The 19,617-nt window shown below is 48.8% G+C and carries 15 protein-coding genes; 6 read left to right on the forward strand and 9 right to left on the reverse strand.

Features of this window, described 5'->3' with window-relative positions; genetic code table 11:
- Window positions 1-2 precede the first annotated feature (2 nt).
- From NYE68_RS17850 to NYE68_RS17865, 4 genes are all read left to right on the forward strand, one after another.
- Complete coding sequence (locus NYE68_RS17850) at window positions 3-1,106, forward strand: sensor histidine kinase (RefSeq protein WP_170936338.1); 1,104 nt, start codon at window positions 3-5, stop codon at window positions 1,104-1,106.
- A gap of 119 nt (window positions 1,107-1,225) precedes the next feature.
- Window positions 1,226-2,161, forward strand: coding sequence for an ABC transporter ATP-binding protein (locus NYE68_RS17855; protein ID WP_020956334.1), 936 nt, complete (start codon window positions 1,226-1,228; stop codon window positions 2,159-2,161).
- Between the two features lie 23 nt (window positions 2,162-2,184).
- A complete protein-coding gene (locus NYE68_RS17860; RefSeq protein ID WP_031378352.1) occupies window positions 2,185-3,279 on the forward strand; it encodes an ABC transporter permease in 1,095 nt (364 codons plus the stop codon).
- Between the two features lies 1 nt (window position 3,280).
- Entirely contained in the window at window positions 3,281-4,426 is a 1,146-nt protein-coding gene (locus NYE68_RS17865) for an ABC transporter permease (RefSeq protein WP_163068953.1), read from the forward strand.
- Between the two features lie 32 nt (window positions 4,427-4,458).
- On the opposite strand, the gene NYE68_RS17870 is transcribed toward NYE68_RS17865, so the two are convergent.
- Window positions 4,459-5,289 carry an aldo/keto reductase gene (locus tag NYE68_RS17870; RefSeq protein WP_007410023.1) on the reverse strand — a complete coding sequence of 277 codons (831 nt, stop codon included), beginning with the start codon at window positions 5,287-5,289 and terminating at the stop codon, window positions 4,459-4,461.
- Between the two features lie 221 nt (window positions 5,290-5,510).
- Here NYE68_RS17870 and NYE68_RS17875 point away from each other — a divergent pair, with 221 nt between their 5' ends.
- A complete protein-coding gene (locus NYE68_RS17875) occupies window positions 5,511-5,996 on the forward strand; it encodes a hypothetical protein (protein WP_007613741.1) in 486 nt (161 codons plus the stop codon).
- A gap of 39 nt (window positions 5,997-6,035) precedes the next feature.
- Here NYE68_RS17875 and NYE68_RS17880 read toward each other — a convergent pair whose 3' ends face one another.
- The 5 genes from NYE68_RS17880 to NYE68_RS17900 form a co-directional block, all read right to left on the reverse strand.
- A complete protein-coding gene (locus NYE68_RS17880) occupies window positions 6,036-8,051 on the reverse strand; it encodes a Na+/H+ antiporter (RefSeq protein ID WP_017418924.1) in 2,016 nt (671 codons plus the stop codon).
- Window positions 8,052-8,398: 347 nt separating this feature from the next.
- Window positions 8,399-10,114, reverse strand: a complete 1,716-nt coding sequence (cysI, locus tag NYE68_RS17885; protein ID WP_031378348.1) for an assimilatory sulfite reductase (NADPH) hemoprotein subunit — start codon at window positions 10,112-10,114, stop codon at window positions 8,399-8,401.
- A 27-nt stretch (window positions 10,115-10,141) separates the two neighbouring features.
- Window positions 10,142-11,950 (reverse strand): assimilatory sulfite reductase (NADPH) flavoprotein subunit, encoded by a 1,809-nt coding sequence (locus NYE68_RS17890; protein WP_033574851.1) that lies wholly within the window; start codon window positions 11,948-11,950, stop codon window positions 10,142-10,144.
- 174 nt (window positions 11,951-12,124) lie between these two features.
- Window positions 12,125-14,440, reverse strand: a complete 2,316-nt coding sequence (helD, locus tag NYE68_RS17895; RefSeq protein ID WP_061890821.1) for an RNA polymerase recycling motor HelD — start codon at window positions 14,438-14,440, stop codon at window positions 12,125-12,127.
- 173 nt (window positions 14,441-14,613) lie between these two features.
- Complete coding sequence (locus NYE68_RS17900) at window positions 14,614-15,222, reverse strand: trimeric intracellular cation channel family protein (protein WP_007410017.1); 609 nt, start codon at window positions 15,220-15,222, stop codon at window positions 14,614-14,616.
- A 222-nt stretch (window positions 15,223-15,444) separates the two neighbouring features.
- Between NYE68_RS17900 and NYE68_RS17905 the strand changes: the two genes are divergently transcribed.
- A complete protein-coding gene (locus NYE68_RS17905; RefSeq protein ID WP_007410016.1) occupies window positions 15,445-16,245 on the forward strand; it encodes a zinc-dependent metalloprotease in 801 nt (266 codons plus the stop codon).
- A gap of 33 nt (window positions 16,246-16,278) precedes the next feature.
- Here the strand turns inward: NYE68_RS17905 and NYE68_RS17910 are convergent, their stop codons facing one another.
- The 3 genes from NYE68_RS17910 to NYE68_RS17920 form a co-directional block, all read right to left on the reverse strand.
- Entirely contained in the window at window positions 16,279-16,698 is a 420-nt protein-coding gene (locus NYE68_RS17910; RefSeq protein ID WP_007410015.1) for a disulfide oxidoreductase, read from the reverse strand.
- Complete coding sequence (locus tag NYE68_RS17915; RefSeq protein WP_053574080.1) at window positions 16,688-17,359, reverse strand: DsbA family protein; 672 nt, start codon at window positions 17,357-17,359, stop codon at window positions 16,688-16,690. Before NYE68_RS17915 ends, NYE68_RS17910 begins: the two co-directional genes overlap by 11 nt.
- Before the next feature lie 117 nt (window positions 17,360-17,476).
- Window positions 17,477-19,588 (reverse strand): heavy metal translocating P-type ATPase, encoded by a 2,112-nt coding sequence (locus NYE68_RS17920; protein WP_033574848.1) that lies wholly within the window; start codon window positions 19,586-19,588, stop codon window positions 17,477-17,479.
- Between the last annotated feature and the right edge of the window lie 29 nt (window positions 19,589-19,617).

Genomic DNA, 19,617 nt, shown 5'->3' on the forward strand with positions numbered 1-19,617 from the left:
GTATGGATTTTTGGATGCTGATGAGCAGACTGATTGCCATTTTTTATACGGCTTTTTTGTTCGTATCAGCAGACCGCCCTTACACGCCGTATGCCGTCTTGTTTCTGCTGCTTTATCTGTCTTTGGGCATTGCGGTCTGCATGATCAGGCCGCCCGCTTGGAGGCGCGGGATCACCCTCATGACGCTGGCATTGACTGCTTGGCTTTCCGCCTTAGGCCATCCGGCGTTTCTATTTCTTTTGCCGCCCGCCATTTTTGCCATTCTTGCCGAATATCCGGTTCACCGCTATGTGTTCTGCCTGCTCGTGTTTGTGCCGTTTTTATTTATCCCGTACGGCGACCTTCCGACTTATATCGTCATGACCTTGTTCTGCTTAGCGATATTCGTTTTGGCCGCCCGGTCCAGCGACCGGCTGAAAAAATATGAAGAGCAGTCAGACAATATGCGCTCAAGCATTGAAAAACTGACGAAACAGCTGCACAGCAGCACGGAATATATCAAACAATCGGAGTATACCGGCAAACTCGAAGAAAGAAACAGGTTGTCCCAAGCCATCCATGACAAAATCGGCCATTCCATGACAGGCGCGCTCATTCAGATGGAAGCGGCGAAGCGGATGCTCGGCTCCCATCCGGACAAAGCGGCTGAACTGCTCCAAAACGCCATTACCATTTCCAAAGAGGGCATTGAGGATATCCGCATAACGCTGAAAAATATGAAACCGCCCGCTGAACAAATGGGCATTCACAGATTAAGAACGTTTATTGATGAATTTTCGGCCAAAAACGGGATGCCGGTTCCGTTTACGCATCAAGGCGATTTGGACAGGCTGACGCAAATGCATTGGAGAGTCATTCAGGAAAACGTAACCGAAGCCTTGACCAATGCAATGAAATACGCCGATGCCACGCAGATTTTCATTGATATCCATGTGCTGAATAAAGCCGTGAAAGCGGAAGTGAAAGATAACGGAAACGGCGCCGCCCGCTTTAAAAAAGGCCTCGGCATGCTCGGTATGGAAGAACGGGCGGCCGTCCTGCACGGAACCGTTATTTTTGACGGCACGGCCGGTTTTTCCGTCACGACATTGCTTCCGGTTGAATAAGTGAATGTTTTCATGTGAAAAATATGAAGATTCTCATGTCAAAGGAATGAACAGCTGCACTAACGGCCGTTCATTCTTTTTTTTATAATAAGAGCATCATAAGACATAGAGGTGGAAACATGAACATTTTGGAGCTCAAACAGCTGAGTAAGAAATTCGGTGATTATGCCGCCGTTGACCAGATGTCGCTTGCCGTAAAAGAAGGTGAGATTTTCGGGTTTCTCGGCGCAAACGGAGCCGGAAAAAGCACGACGATCAATATGATCTCAGGCCTTTTAAAACCTTCAGGCGGAGACATTCTGTTTCTCGGAAAAGATATTTTCAAATATAGCAAAGCAACGAAAATGAATATCGGCATCGTCCCTCAGGACCTCGCGATTTACGAAGAATTAAACGCCTATGAAAATGTGAAGTTCTTCGCCGGGCTGTACGGCCTGAGAGGGGCGGCTCTGAAAGAACGGGTCGAGGAGGCCCTGACATTCGTCGGCTTAAGCGATAAACACAAATATTTGCCGAAGCATTTTTCAGGAGGAATGAAGCGCCGGCTCAATATCGCCTGCGCTCTTGCCCACCGGCCGAAACTGATCATCATGGATGAACCGACGGTCGGCATTGACCCGCAATCAAGAAATTATATTCTGCAATCAGTGAAAAAGCTGAATGAAATGGGCTGCACGATCATCTACACGAGCCACTACATGGAGGAAGTGGAAGAAATATGCACGCGCATCGCCATCATCGACCACGGAAAGGTCATCGCAGAAGGCACAAAAGAACAGCTGACCTCCATCATTACCGACACGAAGGACGTCGTGATTGAGCTGTCATCCGGAAACGGCATCAGCCTCGGCGATATTCAGGAGCTGCCCGGCGTCAGAGCCGCCACACTGGAAGAAAACAGCGTGAAAATCAGCTCTGACACAGGGGTCAACAATTTAAACCGCCTGATCCGGTACTTCATGGACAAAGGAATTGAAATCCGCTCCTTGCAGGAACAGGCCCCTGACTTAGAAACGGTATTTCTCACGCTGACAGGCAGAAGCCTGCGCGACTGACCCCGCTGAAAGGAGGATTGCAAATGAATATTCTGCACATCGCCGGGAAAGAAATCAAAATCAGTTTCCGCGACAGACGGACTTTTATTTTCATGCTTGCTTTTCCGATCGTCTTCATGCTGATTTTCACTGCGGCATTATCAAACGCCTTTGATTCAGAGGTGACGGTCGGAAACATCAAGGTGATATATACGGACCAGTCAAACGGCCCTCTTTCTCATGATTTTACTGAGTTTATGAAAGCCGCCAAAAAAGAGCATGTCTATTTTCAAAAAGCGGACACGGAGGCAAAAGGCAAAAACGAGGTTCGAGAAAATCAGGCGGATGCTTTCGTCACTGTAAAAAACACCGGTTTTCAAGTCTTTACAAATGACCGGAGCGGCATAAACGGCACGATCGTCCAAGGCATGCTGACCGCTTTTACCAATCAATACAAAGCAGGCGCCGCCGCTTACAAGGCGCATAAGGCACCTTCCGCCGGACAAATCAAAAGCGATTATATGAAGCAGACGTCTTTACACAAAGCGAAAGAACCGAAAGCGAAAGATTTTTACGCGATATCCATGACGACGATGATCGGGCTGTACGCCTCGATTTTTGCAAGCACCTTATTCCGCGGGGAAAGAATACGGCACACCGCAGATCGCCTGATCGCCGCCCCGCTCCGGAAAAGCGATATCTTTCTCGGAAAGATGCTCGGCATTTTGGCTGTGAATGTTCTGACGATTCTTGCCGTTGTCGCCTTCAGCAAATTTATCTTAAAAGCGAATTGGGGCAGCCACATGGGACTTGTGCTTTTGATTCTCGTTTCTGAAATTCTTTTGGCCGTCAGCTTCGGACTCAGCCTGAGCTATTTGACCAGAAAACCCGAAAGCGCCAGATTAATCACCGTCATCATCGTTCAGGTGATGTCCATTATCGGCGGCGCCTATTACAAATATGAAGGCGGAGGAATTTCCGCCCTGTCGCCCTTATCCTGGATCAATAAGGCGATTAACAACATCATTTACGCAAATGATGTATCAGCGGCATGGCCTGCACTCGGTTTAAATACAGCATTGGCGGCACTCTTTTTGCTGATCGCCGCATTTACGTTTCAAAGACGGGAGGGACTGTAATATGAAAAACTTCTGGTGGCTGTTTGCGCACACTCTCAAAGGGATTACAAAAAGCAAAAAACAGCTCATTCTTTATATCGGGGCTCCGCTGATCGGCGTCTTCCTCTCCTTCATGACCAATGCCAACGGCGGAGCCGAAACGCTCAATATCGGCATTCTCGATCAAGACGGCGGAGAAGTGGCGCAGGATACGGCCGCGTTTTTAAAAGGACTGGATCATGTGAAGATTTCGGAGGAAACGGCTGCGTCCGCCACATCAAAAATCGCTTCAGGAAAAATGGAGGCGCTCATTACGTTTGAAAAAGGCTTCTCCCAAAGTGTAAAAGCCGGGAAACCGTCTCACATCGGCATGACCTCGCTGAAAGGCGCCCAGGTCACCGGATATGTCAGCTCTTATTTGTACAATTATATGAACAGCATCGCCTCAATCGGCAAATCCTCCGGCGGAGACGCAAAGGCCTTTCAGGCGATGTACGCCGATTTCAAGCATTCTCCCATTCAAACGGAGTCCGCTGTTTTACAAGATACATCGAACCATAAAGAAATGACTTACTCAGTCATCGGGTATCTCATTATCATTATGCTCTATTCCGCCGGCAACCTGACGGAACTGATGATTAAAGAGAGAGAAAACAGGACATACTACAGGCTTCTGTCAACGCCGATCACATCAAAGCAGTATGTATTGGCGAACGCGGCGGTGAATATCATTATCATGGCCGTCCAAATTCTATTCGCCGTTCTCTTTATGGGCGCCGCTTTTCATATTCATCCGTCATTCCCGCTGTGGCAGCTGTTCGTCCTGATGATGCTGTTTGCATTAAGCGCGATCGGGATCGCCTTTATTGCCGTCGGTTTTTCCAACAGCAGCGCTTCGGCATCGGCGCTTTTGAATTTGATCGTCGTGCCGACATGCTTGCTGGCCGGCTGCTTCTTTCCGGGCAATATTATGCCGAAAACGGTGCAGACAATCGCCGAATTTCTGCCTCAGCGCTGGGTGCTCGATACGGTGGATCAATTGCAGCAAGGCCGCACGTTCCAAAGCCTGATGCTGAACATCATCATTTTGGGAGCCTTCGCCGCCGCCCTGTTATTAATAGCCGCATACAGGTTCAGCGTAAAACGTCAGACACAGACATTTATGTAAAGAAAAACAGCCCCGTAAAGGGCTGTTTTTTCTTAGAACAGAAGCTCGTCCGGATTCGGGCCGACACGCTCGTCTTTGTTCAATGCGCTGATCTTTTCCATTTCTTCCTGTGACAGTTCGAAATCAAAAATATCGGCATTTTCTATGATGCGGTGCTCTTTAATCGATTTCGGAATGGTAACGACTTCGTTTTGAAGATCCCAGCGCAAAATCACTTGAGCAACCGATTTGTTATGTTTTTCCGCAATTTGTGACAGCACTTCGTTATCGAGGAGCTGTCCCTGCATCAATGGAGACCATGCTTCCACTTGAATGCCCTGCGCTTTGCAGAAATCTCTTACTTCTTTTTGAGTCAGGCGCGGGTGGAATTCAATCTGATTGACCATCGGCTTGATTTCAGCATCTTTCAGCAGCTCTTCTAAATGATGCACTTGGAAGTTGCTGACGCCGATTGCGCGGATTTTGCCGTCTTTGTACAGCTTTTCAAGAGCGCGCCATGTGTCTTTATATTTATCCTTGCCCGGCCAGTGAATCAGGTAAAGGTCGAGGTAATCGAGGCCGAGGCGCTCAAGGCTTTTCTCAAACGCGTCAAGTGTCGTTTCGTATCCTTGATCTTCATTCCACACTTTTGACGTGATGAACAGCTCTTCTCTGGCAACGCCCGCAGCTCTGATGCCTTCGCCGACACCCTCTTCATTTTTGTAAATAGCCGCCGTATCAATGCTGCGGTAGCCGTTTCTGATTGCCGCTTCGACGGAGTCCGCCGCTACGCTTCCGTTTTCCACCTTGAAGACGCCAAGGCCGAACCACGGCATTTCAACGCCATTATGAAGCTTTACAGTATCTTTTAAGCTTTTTGCCACGTTGAACCATCCTTTCTAGTCATTATGTAAACGGTTATTATTATCTCACATTTCCGCCGTAAGAAACCAATTATACGCTCATCGTCATCACAAAAACCATCTTTAGTGCCCAAGCACCACTACCGTTATTATTTTCCTATTTTTCAAAAATCCCGGTTAACCGGGTAACTGTCCGGGTAAATCGCTACTGTAGCCACCACACAATTGAAGGAGGAAATCATATGAAACGTATGCGTATCCCGATGTCCGTTGCCCTTGGCGCCGCTTTGTCTCTGACTCCTCTGTCCTTTGTATCCGCAAAAGAAACCCCGGTCCCTCAAAACATGGCACAGCAATCATCAGATGTCTCAGCAAAAGATGTCGGATTAAACATTGACGTTGACCTGCTCGGCATCGGCAATTCGATTGCTGACGCGATTAAGTCGGCGCAAAACCGTGACGGCTTCGTCAAAAACTTAATGGAATCTTCATTCTACGCTTCCGGACAAAAATATAACGTCATGGTGTTTAATTTAAGCCAGGAATATGAAGATCATTTTAACGGTGTTCAGTTCTACGGTTCCGCCGTTTATGACGGCATCACGTACGGCATTTGGGTGTTTGAAGACGGAAGCTTCACCAATAAAGGTGATGGCGGCTGGATCAACTGGGCCTTCAGAGGCTGGTTTGACCGCGACGGCGATCACGTCGAATTCCATCGTCCGTAATCAAAAAAAGTCCGGCGACAGATGCCGGACTTTTTTGATTTATTCATCTCCGTCAAGCATGGCCGCTTCCACATCATTGATGTATTGGCGAAGCTCATGTGACATATCGCGGGAAATTTCCCGCTCTTCGAATAATGTTTGGATTTCGTTGCGGATGGCCTGCACGGCCCGCAGTTTGATTTCGAGTTTTTGATTTTCAAAACGGCGGCTTGGACTCTGTTCGTGATACGTGTGCCCCAGCCTGAAAATCAAGTGATTGTAAAAGGAAATGACGGCAAGCGTCACATCTTTATTTTCTTCAGTCATGTGTTTTTTCAGGCTTTCAATGGCCGCTTTTGCCGTTTTAACCCTTGTGGTGCGGATGAGGCCTTCTTCATTTAAAATTGACATTTCCGGCTTTTTTTGTTCACCGAAAAAGATCCAGTACATCAGGCGTTTCAGCTTTTTCTTAGATAAGCCGACTTTAAACGGGTTCGTATACAGCACTTCCAGTTCATCAAACCGTTCCTGAAGGCTGTCAGCCGTTTCTTCCGGTATGTCGCCCCGCTCAATCAGCCGCAGCAATTCTTCCTGTTCAGCCTGTATCCCTTGGGCGCGGACTTTCCGCTCATCTTTTTTCGTGCGGTTTTTGACGGTGAACTGCTGAAACCTGAGATTTTTCATTTTCTCATTGTATTCGGCAATAACCGCAAAAGAAGCCGTTTTGTTTGTCTCATTCATATTTTCTTTAATGGCCGTTAAGGCAGCTTTTATCAGCTTCCGTCTCGCTGTCAGCAATTTGACTTTCTTCTCTTTCACATTGTCTTCCGGCTTATCTGTCAAAATCGGCAGTACGATTGTCGCTAGCACCAATGTGCACATAATAACACCCGCGGCTAAAAAGAGAATCAAATTCCGTTCAGGAAACGGTGAGCCGTCAGAGAGCACGTAAGGAATGGAAAAGGAACCCGCAAGCGTGACCGCTCCCCTGACGCCTGAAACCGAAATCAGCAGGGTCGAGCGCAGGCCGGGTTTATAAATGCTCTGATCCTTGTTAAAAAACCACTTGCCGTTCCAAAAAAACAGCACCCACAAAAACCTGAGAATCATTAACGTCAGCGTAATGACGATAATGTACCCGATGACCATCATATTGTTAAACGCGGTATCATTAAAGATGACGGAAACCACATCCGGTATTTGCGCACCTAAAATAACGAAAACAAGACCGTTCAGAATGAACAAAATAATATTCCACGTACTTGAAGAGACGATTTGCAGTTTGACCATCGTTGATTCAAGACGGTCCTGCTCCACCGCATGCGTGATGCCGCCGGCCACAACAGCTAAAATGCCGGAAACGCCGATTTCTTCAGCCGCGAGATAGATGACGAACGGCGTCAGAATTTGAATCAGCATATGCATCGTGACATCCTGCATGCCGAGGCGGCGCAAAAACAGCCGGAAACGGATAATCAAAAAAGAAATGACGACACCGCTGAGTAAACCGCCGGCTGAAATCAGAACGAAACTGAAGGCGGCCTGCGCCAGCGAAAATGCGCCCGTCACGGCAGCCGCAATCGCAAATTTAAAAGCGACCAGGCCGGATGCGTCATTCATCAGTCCTTCTCCTTCAAGGAGACGCAGAATGCCTTTTGGCATCTTCACTCGCCCTGACAGCGCGCTGACCGCGACAACGTCAGTCGGTGACAGTATCGCCGCCAGCCCGAACGCGGCAGCCAGCGGGATGCTCGGAATCATCCAATGAATCGTGTAACCGCCGACAATCACCGTGGCAAACACGAGCCCGAGCGCAAGCAGCAGAATCGGCGCTCTTAAATTCCAAAGTTCCGCACGCGGCGTCCGTTTTCCATCGTTAAAAAGAAGCGGGGCGATAAACAAAACAAAAAACAATTCAGTATTCAGTTCAAAATGAAGCCCCTGCGGAAATGACGCCGCAATGATACCGAGCGCCACCTGAATCAGAGGCACCGGGATAAAGGGGACAAACCGATTTACGATATTTGAGATCGCGATGATGGTTAAAAGTACGAGTACGACTAAAAATATGTCCAAAGCATGACCTCCTTCATCTGCTGCATCATATATTATTGCCTGTTCTCTGCCTTTGCCAAAGGCCGGAGCCGATGATCGGGCAGATTCAATATATTTTCCGTACGCAACCATTCTTCTTTTATTTTACCCGTTTTTATTTAAAATTTCTCATAACGTGCTCACGGCGAACTTTTTTTGCCTTCAGCTACATTTTTTCCGGAAAAAGAAAAAGCCTGTTTTCTCTGAAAACAGGCTTTTTCGCAAGCTGCGTCATCTGTTTCATGACGCGGTGCAGCGTTTATGCTGCTTAGTAAAGGATAGAGAACGCACCGTCAGTGTGTCTCTATACTTGGTTTTAAGTGCTCATCTTATTCGTGAAAATTCGTGCCGTCTGTCGTCGCTTTAATGATGCCGGCGCGGATGACGAAATCGCCGAAGTGTTCGCCTTCCTCACGCTCTTTCGCGTAGCGCGGGAGAATGGTGCGAAGCTCATTCAGAATTTCCTCTTCACCGATATTTTCCCGGTACATTTTGCTCAAACGGCTGCCGTCAAACGCCGCTCCTAAATACATATTATATTTTCCGGGCGCCTTTCCGATAAATCCGATTTCGCCGAGCGCATGGCGGGCGCAGCCATTCGGGCACCCGGTCATACGGATGGTGATTTCTTCATCCCGCAGCCCGTTTTCGTCAACAATGTCTTCAATCTTATCAATCAATTTCGGCAGATAGCGCTCGGCTTCGGCCATGGCGAGCCCGCATGTCGGAAGCGCGACGCAAGCCATTGAACTGCGGCGGAGGGCGGAATGCTGCCGGCCGTCTGTCAGACCGTATTGTTCGATTAATGCGCTGATTTGTTTCTTTTTCTGGCTCGAGACATTGCCGATAATCAGGTTTTGATTAGAGGTGAGACGGAAATCTCCCGTATGGACTTTGGCGATTTCACGTAATCCCGTCATCAGCTTATAATTCTCATAGTCCGTGACGCGGCCGCCTTCGATAAACATCGTAAAGTGCCATTTACCTTTTACACCCTTCACCCATCCGTAACGGTCGCCGTTATGGTCAAAATGATAAGGTTTCGCTTCATCCAGCTGCCAGCCGAGGCGGTTTTCCAGCTCGGCTTTTACGTTTTCCAGCCCGAGACGGTCAACAGTGTACTTGAATCTGGCATTCTTTCTGACGGAACGGTTTCCGTAATCGCGCTGAATCGTAATGGTTTTTTCCGCTACATCATACAGCTGCTCCGGTTTGCAGAAGCCGATGACTTTTGAAAGCTGCGGATAAGTGGCCGTATCGCCGTGCGTCATTCCCATACCGCCGCCGATTGCCACGTTGAATCCGATAAGACTGCCTTCCTCCACGATGGCAATGAAGCCGAGATCTTGAGAAAAGACATCGATATCATTGGACGGAGGCACGGCGATTCCGATTTTGAATTTCCGCGGCAGGTACAGCGGCCCGTACATCGGTTCCGTTTCCGTGTCAGGAGTGCCCGCCACACGTTCCTCATCAAGCCAGATTTCATGATAGGCTCTCGTGCGCGGAAGAAGGTCATCGCTCAATTTCTTCGACCATTCGTATACTTCCGCATGAATTTCAGACTGGTGCGGATTTGAAGCGCACATGACGTTTCGGTTGACATCTCCGCAGGCCGCAATGGTATCAAGCAGCGCCGCATTGATTTTCTGAATCGTTTTTTTCATGTTCCATTTTAAAATTCCGTGCATTTGGAACGTTTCACGCGTTGTCAGCTTCAATGTATTGTTTCCGTATTTTTGCGCCAGTTCATCCATGACAAGCCATTGTTCCGGAGTTGACACGCCGCCTGGCATCCGGACGCGCAGCATGAACTGATAAGCCGGTTCAAGCTTTTGTTTTTGACGTTCATTACGGAGATCGCGGTCATCCTGCAAGTAGCTTCCGTGATGCTTCATCAGCCGGTTGTCATCGTCCGGGATGCCGGCTGAAATCCGGTCGAGCATGACTTCTTTCAATGTGCCGCGCAAATAATCACTTTTTTCTTTAATTTCCTCAACATCACTTGGAGGGCCTTCCGGCGCTTTTAAAATGTTGTTCACCATGCTGAATAAGCTCCTTTCAAACCAAAATCAATATACGTCACGCTGATAGCGTTTTTTCTGCTGCATGTCTGCCAGGAAGCTTTCCGCTTTTTCACGGCTCATGCCGCCTTCTTCCTGAATGATATCGAGAAGCGCCTGGTGCACGTCATGCGCCATATGCTGTTCATCACCGCAGATGTATACGGCGGCTCCCTGCTGCAGCCATTCATAAAGCTCTTTGCTTTGTTCTTTCATGCGGTGCTGCACATATACTTTTTCCTCCGAATCCCGGGAAAAAGCGACGTCCATTTTTGTGAGCACACCGTTTTGCAGCCATTTTTGCCATTCCGTCTGATACAGAAAATCAGTGACAAAGTGCTGATCCCCGAAAAACAGCCATGTTTTCCCTTCAGCTCCGGTTTCTTCACGCTCCTGCATAAAGGAACGGAACGGCGCGATGCCTGTCCCCGGCCCGACCATAATGATCGGTGTATCCGGATTTTCCGGCAGCTTGAAGTTTTGGTTGTGCTGAATGTAAATCGGAAGCGTATCTCCCGGCTGGAGTCTTTCCGCACACAGAATGCTGCAGACGCCTTTTCGTTCTCTGCCGTGCGCGTCATATCTGACCGCTCCGATTGTCAGATGCACCTCTTCCGGATTCGCTTCTAAACTGCTTGCGATCGAATAGAGCCGGGCCGGCATTTTACGCAGGATGGAAATAAAGTCTTCCGCTGTCGCTTCCCACGGCCCGAAATCCCGGACGAGATCAAGCAGATCACGGCCGTTGATGTATGCTTTCAGCTGCTCTTCGTTTCCTTCGGCCAGAAGTTCACTCAGCTTTTGGTCAGCCGTAAACTGTGCGGCCTTTTGCAGGAACGGTTTTGTTAAGACGGTTATTTCAAAATGAGAAGTAAGCGCATCTTTCAGCGGGAGGCACTCTCCTTGTTTATTCACCGCCACTTCCTGTTTTGGGTTCCATTTCAGCTCATTGATCAGCTCATCAACGAGCGCCGGATCATTTTCCGGATAGATGCCGAGGCTGTCTCCGGGCTGATACGCGAGGCCCGACCCTTCAAGCGAAAGCTCGAGATGGCGTGTTTCTTTATTCGAACCGCGTCCGTTCAGATTGATGTTCTCAAGAACCTCCGCCCGAAACGGGTTCGTTCTGGAATAAACGGATTCACCGAGAGCCGGCGTCTCGGCAGGCGCTTCGGCTGTTTGATTTCCCGCTCCTTCGTTCAAACCGCCGATGACCGCGTCAAGCCATTCAGAAAACGGCTCATCATAATCAAGATCGCAATCAACCCGCGGCGCAAGCTGGGTGCCGCCGAGCTCTTGAAGACGCTCGTCAAACTCTTTGCCGGTCTGGCAGAAAAATTCATACGAGCTGTCCCCGAGCGCCAAAACGGAGTAACGGAGCGCTTCAAGCTTCGGCGCGCGTCTGCCGTGAAGAAATTCATGAAAGGCCAGCGCGTTATCCGGCGGATCGCCTTCTCCGTGCGTGCTCACCACGATCAGTAAATTGTTTACTTTTTTCAGATTATTCGGCTTAAAATCGTTCATTGACGCGACGGTGACCTGGAATCCCCGTTCCTCAAGCGTCTTTACCGTCTGTTTCGCAAGACCTTCCGCATTTCCCGTTTGCGATCCGTATAATACGGTCACTTCTCTTGAGACTGCCGGGCTTTCTGCAGGAACCGGAGCAGCGGGTGCGGTTGTTTCACCGGATTCGGACCGGGCCGCAGCCAAATAACCGCTCAGCCAGATTTTCTGTGATTCTGTCAAGGTCGGCAGAAGGCGGTTAAGGAGCTCTGCCTGCTCCTGATTAAACGGACTGTTCATGACCTGAAGTTGCAACGATATCCACCTCACAAGGAATTAAACGTAACGTACGTTATTTCTATAGGAATTGTCAAAATAATATTCTAATTGAAACTTTACCGAAAGTTTGTATGTAAGTAAAATATATAATCATGATGACAATGATTAAGATTACTAATGATAAAAAGCCCTTTGCACTTGGCAAAGGGCTTACACGAATAAGCCGGCGGGCACTTCTTTTATAAAAGGAGAGGGTTCTCCCGGAGACAGCACGGTCAGATGATGCATCGCGCGCGTACAGGCCGTATATAACAGCTTACGGTCATGTTCGCTTTTGTACTGGGCAGCAGAGGCATCAGCGGCAATGACGGCGTCAAACTCAATGCCTTTTGCCAAATAAACGGGAATGACGCATACCCCTTTTTGAAAAGGCTGGTTTTCTTTATTGATCAAGCGGACACCGCTCTCGGCGCTGACTGTCTGAAACACTTTTTTGGCTTCCGCGGCCGTTTTGCAGATGACGGCGACCGTCTCCCAGCCTTTTTGTCTGAGCTCCCGGATTGTATCCGCCAATTGTTCCCGCCGCGCATTTTCTGTATCCGTCCGCAAAACACGCGGTTTTTCCCCGTTCCGGTTAAAAGGTTCAATGTCATCGCCGTCAGCCAGCAGCGCTTTCGTAAATTCAACAATCTGCCGCGTCGATCTGTAAGTCCGCTTCAGGCTGACATACTTTTCTGCACCATTGCGAAAGCAGCCGGCGAGGGAAGAAGGGCCCGTAATGGTGTGGGCATAAATCGACTGGCTGACATCACCGAGCACCGTCATCTTTGCAGCTGGGAAGATGCTTTGAATATACGTCAGCTGAAATGGAGAATAATCCTGCGCTTCATCAATGAAGACGTGCTTCATTTGTGTGTTTTTTCTTTTTCCTTCTAACAGATCCTGCAAATACAGATACGGAGCGGCATCTTCATACGGAAGTGACCGTTCTGCAAATGCGTTTCTGGTCAAAGCGCCGATGCTCTCCCAATGATCGGGCTTTTCATCAGCTCCCCAGTCTGAAAACAGCCGGAGATACATCCGTTTTATATCGAGAAAGCCGAGCCGTCTGACGGCCTGCTTAATCGGTTTAAAGGCTTTGCCGACAATAATGGCGCCAAGCAGCCGCTGTTCGCGCTGATGGTCGTCAAATGCAGGTTCATCATCTGCCGCCTGCTTCTTGAGTGTTTGATAAACCACAGCATAGTCTTCCTTATCAAGCAGCTCGCTCTCCTGCAAGACCCATTCCTTCTTACGCTCCTTTTTTTCGAGAGCGCTGATTTCCGCGAGAAGCCATTCCGCTGTCAGCTCCGCTCTGTTCGGAATCGGCAGCTGCTGATCAAGCGAATAAAAATAGTCTTCAATCCGTTCTTTTGAAATCAGGATGTCTCCCCGGAAGCTGATCTGTTTACACATCAGACCCGAGCCGGAAAGCGAGCCGGCGTAGCGGTCAATCATGGACTGGAAAGCTGATGACGCTTTGTAAGCAATGGCTGCAAGCCTTACAGAAAGTGCGTCCTGGTTTTGTTCAGTCAGGCAATATTCAAGCTGCTCGTACGGGCTTTCACAATCAAACTTTCGTCCGAGCCGGCGGATGATATATTCCTGAAAGGTGGCCTGCTCCATATTCTCTTCTCCCAATTCCGGCAATACGGCGGAAACATAACTGTTGAACAAAATGTTCGGGGAAAACAATACAATCTGACGGGCATCAAGCACCCCGCGACCGCGGTACAGCAAGTAAGCGGCCCGCTGAAGCGCCGCGGATGTTTTCCCGCTTCCGGCGGCTCCCTGAACGATGAGATATTTGCTTTTTTCATCCCGGATGATTTCGTTCTGTTCTTTTTGGATGGTTGACACGATGTTTTTCATATGCTGTCCGGAATGGCCGCTCAGCACCTCTTGCAGCATTTCGTCACCAATCGTCATATCCGTGTTAAACATCGCTTTAAGCGTCCCGTTTTTAATGATAAACTGCCGCTTCAGTGTGATGTCTCCTTCTATCGTTTCTTCGGGAACTTCATAGCGGGCTTTTCCCGGGGAATATTGATAGTAAAGAGATGAGATGGGCGCGCGCCAATCATAAATGAGAAATTGCTCGTTGTTTTCATCCATCAAAGAAGTCAGCCCGATATAAATCCGCTCGGAAGAGGACTCCCCTTTTTCCGTAAAATCGACACGGCCGAAGTAAGGAGAGGTTTTCAGCTTTTGGATTTTTTGAAGCTGCCGGTATTGAAGCCGATGCGTCCGTTCACGTTCTGAAAGCATTTCCGCCTGCTGTTTAATGCTTGAAAATGTCTCAGCCGCTTCATGGGCGTCATCCATATTCACGGTGACATCATCCCAAAACGTTTTTCTCAGCCCGACAATATCCTGCTTCAATCCGCCCGATGAGGCTTCAAGATGAGTTTGTTTCTGTTCCAGTTCCTTCATGACAAAATTGATTCTTTCCTGCTCTTCTTTCCACTCTTTATCACGTTTTGCCATCAGCGGCACCTCCGACATCAAGCTGACAAATCCGGCTTTCATCATACAAACATATATGCAACATATTATTCAGCATTATGGTCAAATACCCTTTTTCTTATCATATCGGGCGTCTTTTTTTATCAGAAGCCGTTATGCAAAAAAAACCGATTTCGTTTGTGAAATCGGTTTTTTTACTGATCTATATGATAGGAACGATTCGGCAGGCGCCACCTGAACACATAACTGCAGATGCGGCATGCCACAAGCACAAGAAACAGCACATACAAACCGGCGGCATCCCCGGCCCAGCCGAGGCCCACGATTAACCCTCCGAGCGCGGCCCAGACCGCGTAAATTTCCGCCTTGAGCACAAGCGGCTTCCTGCCCGCGAGCAAATCCCGTATGATGCCGCCCCCGCTGCCGGTGAGGACCGCTGCCGCAATCACCGCACTGAGCGGATGGCCCATTTTCACGGCATATAAAGCGCCTTGGATGGCAAACGCCGAAAGCCCGATGGCATCGGATAGGTTGCCCCATTTACTCCAATGCCTTAACAGCAGCTTCGGAAACAAAAAGACAATCGTAACTGATGCGAGAGCGATTTGAAAAAACGCGCCTTGCTCCCACAAGGCGGAGACCGGAACACCGATCAGCAGATTTCGGATCGCTCCTCCGCCGAACGCCGTTACAATCCCCAAGATATACACGCCTAAAATATCATACTCCTCTTCCATCGCAACAATCGCTCCGCTGACCGCAAACGCAATGATGCCGATTACACTAAGCAGCTCCCAGGCCATTCCATATGCTCCTTTTTATTTGTTAAATTTTCTGACGACCATTAGATTTTATAATCGCTTTCTCTTAAAATCAACCTTATTTTTGAAAGATTCTGATTCCTAACCCGGGACAACCTCACTCGCAACGGCTGGGAGCAAGAACATTTACCTATTTTATACTATTTTGGGAGGTTTATTGGAAGTTTCATTGAATACTTTCTCTAACAAAAAGGGGGTTATGAGATGAAAATCAGTTCACTTGTTTTTCCTGTTTTATTGGCCGCCGGATTAATTCCCGGCCTGCCGTCAGCCGAAAGCCATACGCATTCGCACACTCATGCGGAGCCGGCGAAAACGGTGTATACGGACCCGCTTCCGAAAGCCGATCATTTTAAAGATCTGAAGGGCCCGGTCCAAGTCGAACAGACGGTTGACACAAAAATTCTGGATGAAAACGGCAAGCAGGTCGGCACGAAACGATTCAATGCCAATGTCAGTCAGGATAAAGCCTCAACTAAAGCCAGCACGGGCAGCCAGAAGGTCAGAGTGCTGGCGGTGGCGGACGCTGAATACCGCGCCAAATACAGCGACTGGCAAACGCGAATCGTCCAGATCGTGGAGCAGGCGGATGTTGCTTTTAACCGTGATCACAACATTGATTTCGTCGTACAGGCCGTGCAGGCTTGGAATTCCTCCGGCTCAAACAGTTCTCAGATTTTATCGAATCTCCAAGGCAGCTTCAGAAATCAAAATTATCATTTTGTCGTCGGTTTTACCGCAAAATCAAGTTTTGACGCCGGCGGGATCGCGTATGTATATAACGGCAAACCGAGCGGCCCGGCTTTCAGCGTGAACCTTGATCAAGGAACGGCCAACACGGCGAAAGCGGCACAGCACGAGTTTTCCCATAACTTCGGACTTCAGCATGACGCCCAAGGCAGCGGCATCCGCTGCGTCATGAATTATGATTATGCCTATTCCGTGGATATTTGGGACAGCTCCCATAACAGACAGATTGCGACAAACAAAGCTTGGTACAAATAATAGAAAAAGAGCCGCTCCCATGGAGCAGGCTCTTTATTTTGCCGTGCGTTCCGTTTTGACAAAACACATACAGATAATAATGAGAATAAATGCCGTCAATGCCAGGAAAGGAATGGTAATGAAACCGAACCAGTTAATATATTCAGATGAGCAAGGCACGCCGTAGACACACGGCTTGATGCCGCTGAAACCGGGCACCTTCTGCTCAAGGTAATGCATGATCGATATAAACGCGCCGATGACGGCCATCGGCAGCACGTATTTTTTTACGCGCGTGTCACCCTGGAAGGTGGCGATTCCTAAAATCAGGACAAGCGGGTACATGAGAATTCTTTGATACCAGCACAGCTCGCACGGTATGAATTTTCTGATCTCGCTGAAATATAGGCTGCCGAGCATGGCAGCAAGAGCTATCACCCAAGAAGCATATAAAAATACGATTCTATTTTTCATTTTTCAGCTCTTTCTTAATCGTTTTTGAAATCTCCTCATAATCAGAGAATTTTTTAATCACTTTGTCATTTACGTAAATCGTCGGTGTCGCCGTTATGTTTAATTTATCATTCAGGTCAGTGTCAGCTTTCAGCTCTTTTGCAAATGTCTCTTTATCAAGGTTTTCCTTCAGCTTGTCAGGATCAACCTTTTTCGCGGTGCTTTTGACCGTTTTTTCAAGCAATGCAGGCGTGACCCATTCCTGTTCGCTTGACGGCTGCTGGTCAAACAGCTTTTCATGGAATGCCCAGAATGATGCCGGGTCTTCCTTCCACACCTCTTCTGAAGCAAGAGCCGCCAGACGCGAGCCGCTTCCGTGGTACATGACGTTCACAAATGAAAATTTCACGTCGCCTTTATCGATAAAATCTTTTTTGATTTTCGGAAAGATATCGCTGTTAAATACTTTGCATGACGGACACTTGTAATCTCCGAATTCAACTACCGTAACAGGCGCGCTGTCTTTGCCGAGCACGGGCTGTCCTTTAATGGAAGGCTGTTCGGCGACTGTTTCGCCCGCTTTTTCCGTTTGGTTGTTAATAATTACGATGGCCGCAAATAAAACGACAACGATTAACGTCAGTATCACCGCAAATTTCGCAGACGATTGTTTCTTTTTCACTCAGACACCTCATTGTTTTTAAAATAAAAAAGAAGCGGATGCCGGATGGCCCGCTTCTCTATTTTACCAAGACAACCTTGTTTAAGAAAACCCTGAAAAACGAATTATCTTTGACAATTATTCCGCTTTCACTCTCATGACGCGCATCGCGTTGGCAACAGCGATCAGCGTGACGCCGACATCTGAAAAGACCGCTTCCCACATGGTGGCGAATCCGAATGCGCCAAGCAGGAGAAAAATCATTTTTACGCCTAAAGCAAATCCGATGTTCTGCCAGACGATCCGGCGTGTGCGGCGTGCAATCCGGATGGCTTCGGCTGCTTTTGACGGCTGGTCTGTCATCAGGACGACATCGGCCGCTTCGACGGCGGCATCAGAGCCGAGAGCCCCCATGGCAGCCCCGATGTCAGCTCTGGCAAGCACAGGCGTATCATTAATCCCATCGCCGACAAACATCAGTTTTTCATTCGGTGAAAGCGCCGCTTCAAGTTCTTCGACGCGGTCTACCTTGTCACCCGGCAAAAGCTCTGTGTACACATCATCAATACCGAGCTCTCGGCCGACAGCTTCTCCGGTCTGCTTTGAATCACCCGTCAGCATCACTGTCCGCTTCACGCCGAGCGCTTTTAAATTGGCAATGGCCTGTTTGGCGTCCTCTTTGATTTCATCGGCGATCACGATCGCCCCCGCATACTGCTGATCAACGGCGACATAGACGACGGTTCCGTTGTTTTCAGCTGTGCCGGAAGCGATTTGTTCTTTTGCCATCAGTTTTTGATTTCCGGCTAAAATCGTTGATCCGCCGGTTTTCACCCGAATGCCGTGTCCGGGTATTTCTTCATATTCTTCAATCTCGTCTGCCGCGAGCGGTTGATTGTAAGCTTCACGGATGGAAGAAGCAATCGGATGATTAGAATGGGCTTCTGCAAGCGCGGCCGCATGAAGCAGGCTGTCTTTCGTAAACCCCGCCGCCGGTCTGATATCAGTAACGGCGAAATTGCCTTTCGTTAAGGTTCCCGTTTTATCAAACACGGCGTATGCCACCTGATTGAGCGCTTCTAAATAGTTGCTGCCTTTCACGAGCACCCCTGCTTTAGACGCAGCTCCGATACCGCCGAAAAACCCGAGCGGAATGGAGACGACGAGTGCGCACGGACAAGAAATCACAAGGAAAATCAGCGCGCGGTACACCCAGTCGGATAGCGCGGCTGAAGGCACGAGAAGCGGCGGTAAAAAGGCGAGAAGCACCGCAACAATGACAACGGCCGGTGTATAATACTTGGCAAACTTCGTAATAAAGTTTTCCGTTTTCGCTTTGCGTCCGGCCGCATTTTCGACCAGATCCAATATTTTTGACACGGCAGAGTCTTCATATCCTTTAGAGGTTTCAATATGAAGCACGCCGTTCTGATTCATAAATCCGGCCATCACATCTTGCCCCGGCTCCGCTTTTCTCGGCACGGATTCGCCCGTTAAAGCGGATGTATCAACCATCGAAGAACCGCTCAGCACCTTTCCGTCCAACGGAATCCGTTCTCCGGGATTCACGACGATGACCTGTCCGACTTTGACGTCCTGCGGCGGAACGGCAGTCATGCCGTTTTCCGTTTTCACATTGGCGTACTCAGGACGGATGTCCAATAACGCGCTGATCGATTTTCTGGATCGGCTGACGGCCGCTCCCTGAAACAGTTCACCGATTTGGTAGAACAGCATGACCGCGACGCCTTCCGGATACTGATGAATCATAAATGCGCCGATCGTGGCAAGCGCCATCAGAAAATGCTCATCAAATACCTGGCCGCGGAAAATGTTTTTTCCCGCTCTGGCTACGATATCGCCGCCGATAATCAAATATGAAGCAAAAAAGAGCAGAAACTCAAGGACGGCGCCCGTGTGTGCGAAGTAAGCGATGACGGCCAAAACGGCTCCCGCTGCCAATCTCACTAACATCAGCTGCAGCTTTTTGCGGTATTCATCCTCGCCGGGTTTGTCTTCGTGCTTCGAACGAACGGTCACATGAGGATCAATGGACTTTACTTTTTTCGCGACTTCGTCTTTCATCCATTGCTCGTTTTTGCCGCCGGCTGAGACCGTGATGGTGCTTGCCGCAAAATTGACAGCACAGCCGTCTATGCCGTCAATGGCTTTTACGCCGTTTTCTATTTTTTTTGCACAGTTGCTGCAATCAAGTCCGTCTAATACAAATTCACCTTTGGCTGCTTTCATTTTCGACTCACCCTACTTTCCGTAATAGG

The sequence above is a fragment of the Bacillus sp. FSL R5-0447 genome (assembly GCF_038606125.1).
In the GTDB taxonomy this organism is placed as follows: domain Bacteria; phylum Bacillota; class Bacilli; order Bacillales; family Bacillaceae; genus Bacillus; species Bacillus velezensis.

Excerpts from the sequence above, each read along its gene's own strand:
- NYE68_RS17850 (WP_170936338.1), top strand. The coding sequence starts at position 3 with ATGGATTTTTGGATGCTGATGAGCAGACTGATTGCCATTTTTTATACG.
- NYE68_RS17855 (WP_020956334.1), top strand. The coding sequence starts at position 1,226 with ATGAACATTTTGGAGCTCAAACAGCTGAGTAAGAAATTCGGTGATTAT.
- NYE68_RS17860 (WP_031378352.1), top strand. The coding sequence starts at position 2,185 with ATGAATATTCTGCACATCGCCGGGAAAGAAATCAAAATCAGTTTCCGC.
- NYE68_RS17865 (WP_163068953.1), top strand. The coding sequence starts at position 3,281 with ATGAAAAACTTCTGGTGGCTGTTTGCGCACACTCTCAAAGGGATTACA.
- NYE68_RS17875 (WP_007613741.1), top strand. The coding sequence starts at position 5,511 with ATGAAACGTATGCGTATCCCGATGTCCGTTGCCCTTGGCGCCGCTTTG.
- cysI (WP_031378348.1), bottom strand. The coding sequence starts at position 10,114 with ATGGTGAACAACATTTTAAAAGCGCCGGAAGGCCCTCCAAGTGATGTT.
- helD (WP_061890821.1), bottom strand. The coding sequence starts at position 14,440 with ATGGCAAAACGTGATAAAGAGTGGAAAGAAGAGCAGGAAAGAATCAAT.
- NYE68_RS17900 (WP_007410017.1), bottom strand. The coding sequence starts at position 15,222 with ATGGCCTGGGAGCTGCTTAGTGTAATCGGCATCATTGCGTTTGCGGTC.
- NYE68_RS17905 (WP_007410016.1), top strand. The coding sequence starts at position 15,445 with ATGAAAATCAGTTCACTTGTTTTTCCTGTTTTATTGGCCGCCGGATTA.
- NYE68_RS17910 (WP_007410015.1), bottom strand. The coding sequence starts at position 16,698 with ATGAAAAATAGAATCGTATTTTTATATGCTTCTTGGGTGATAGCTCTT.
- NYE68_RS17920 (WP_033574848.1), bottom strand. The coding sequence starts at position 19,588 with ATGAAAGCAGCCAAAGGTGAATTTGTATTAGACGGACTTGATTGCAGC.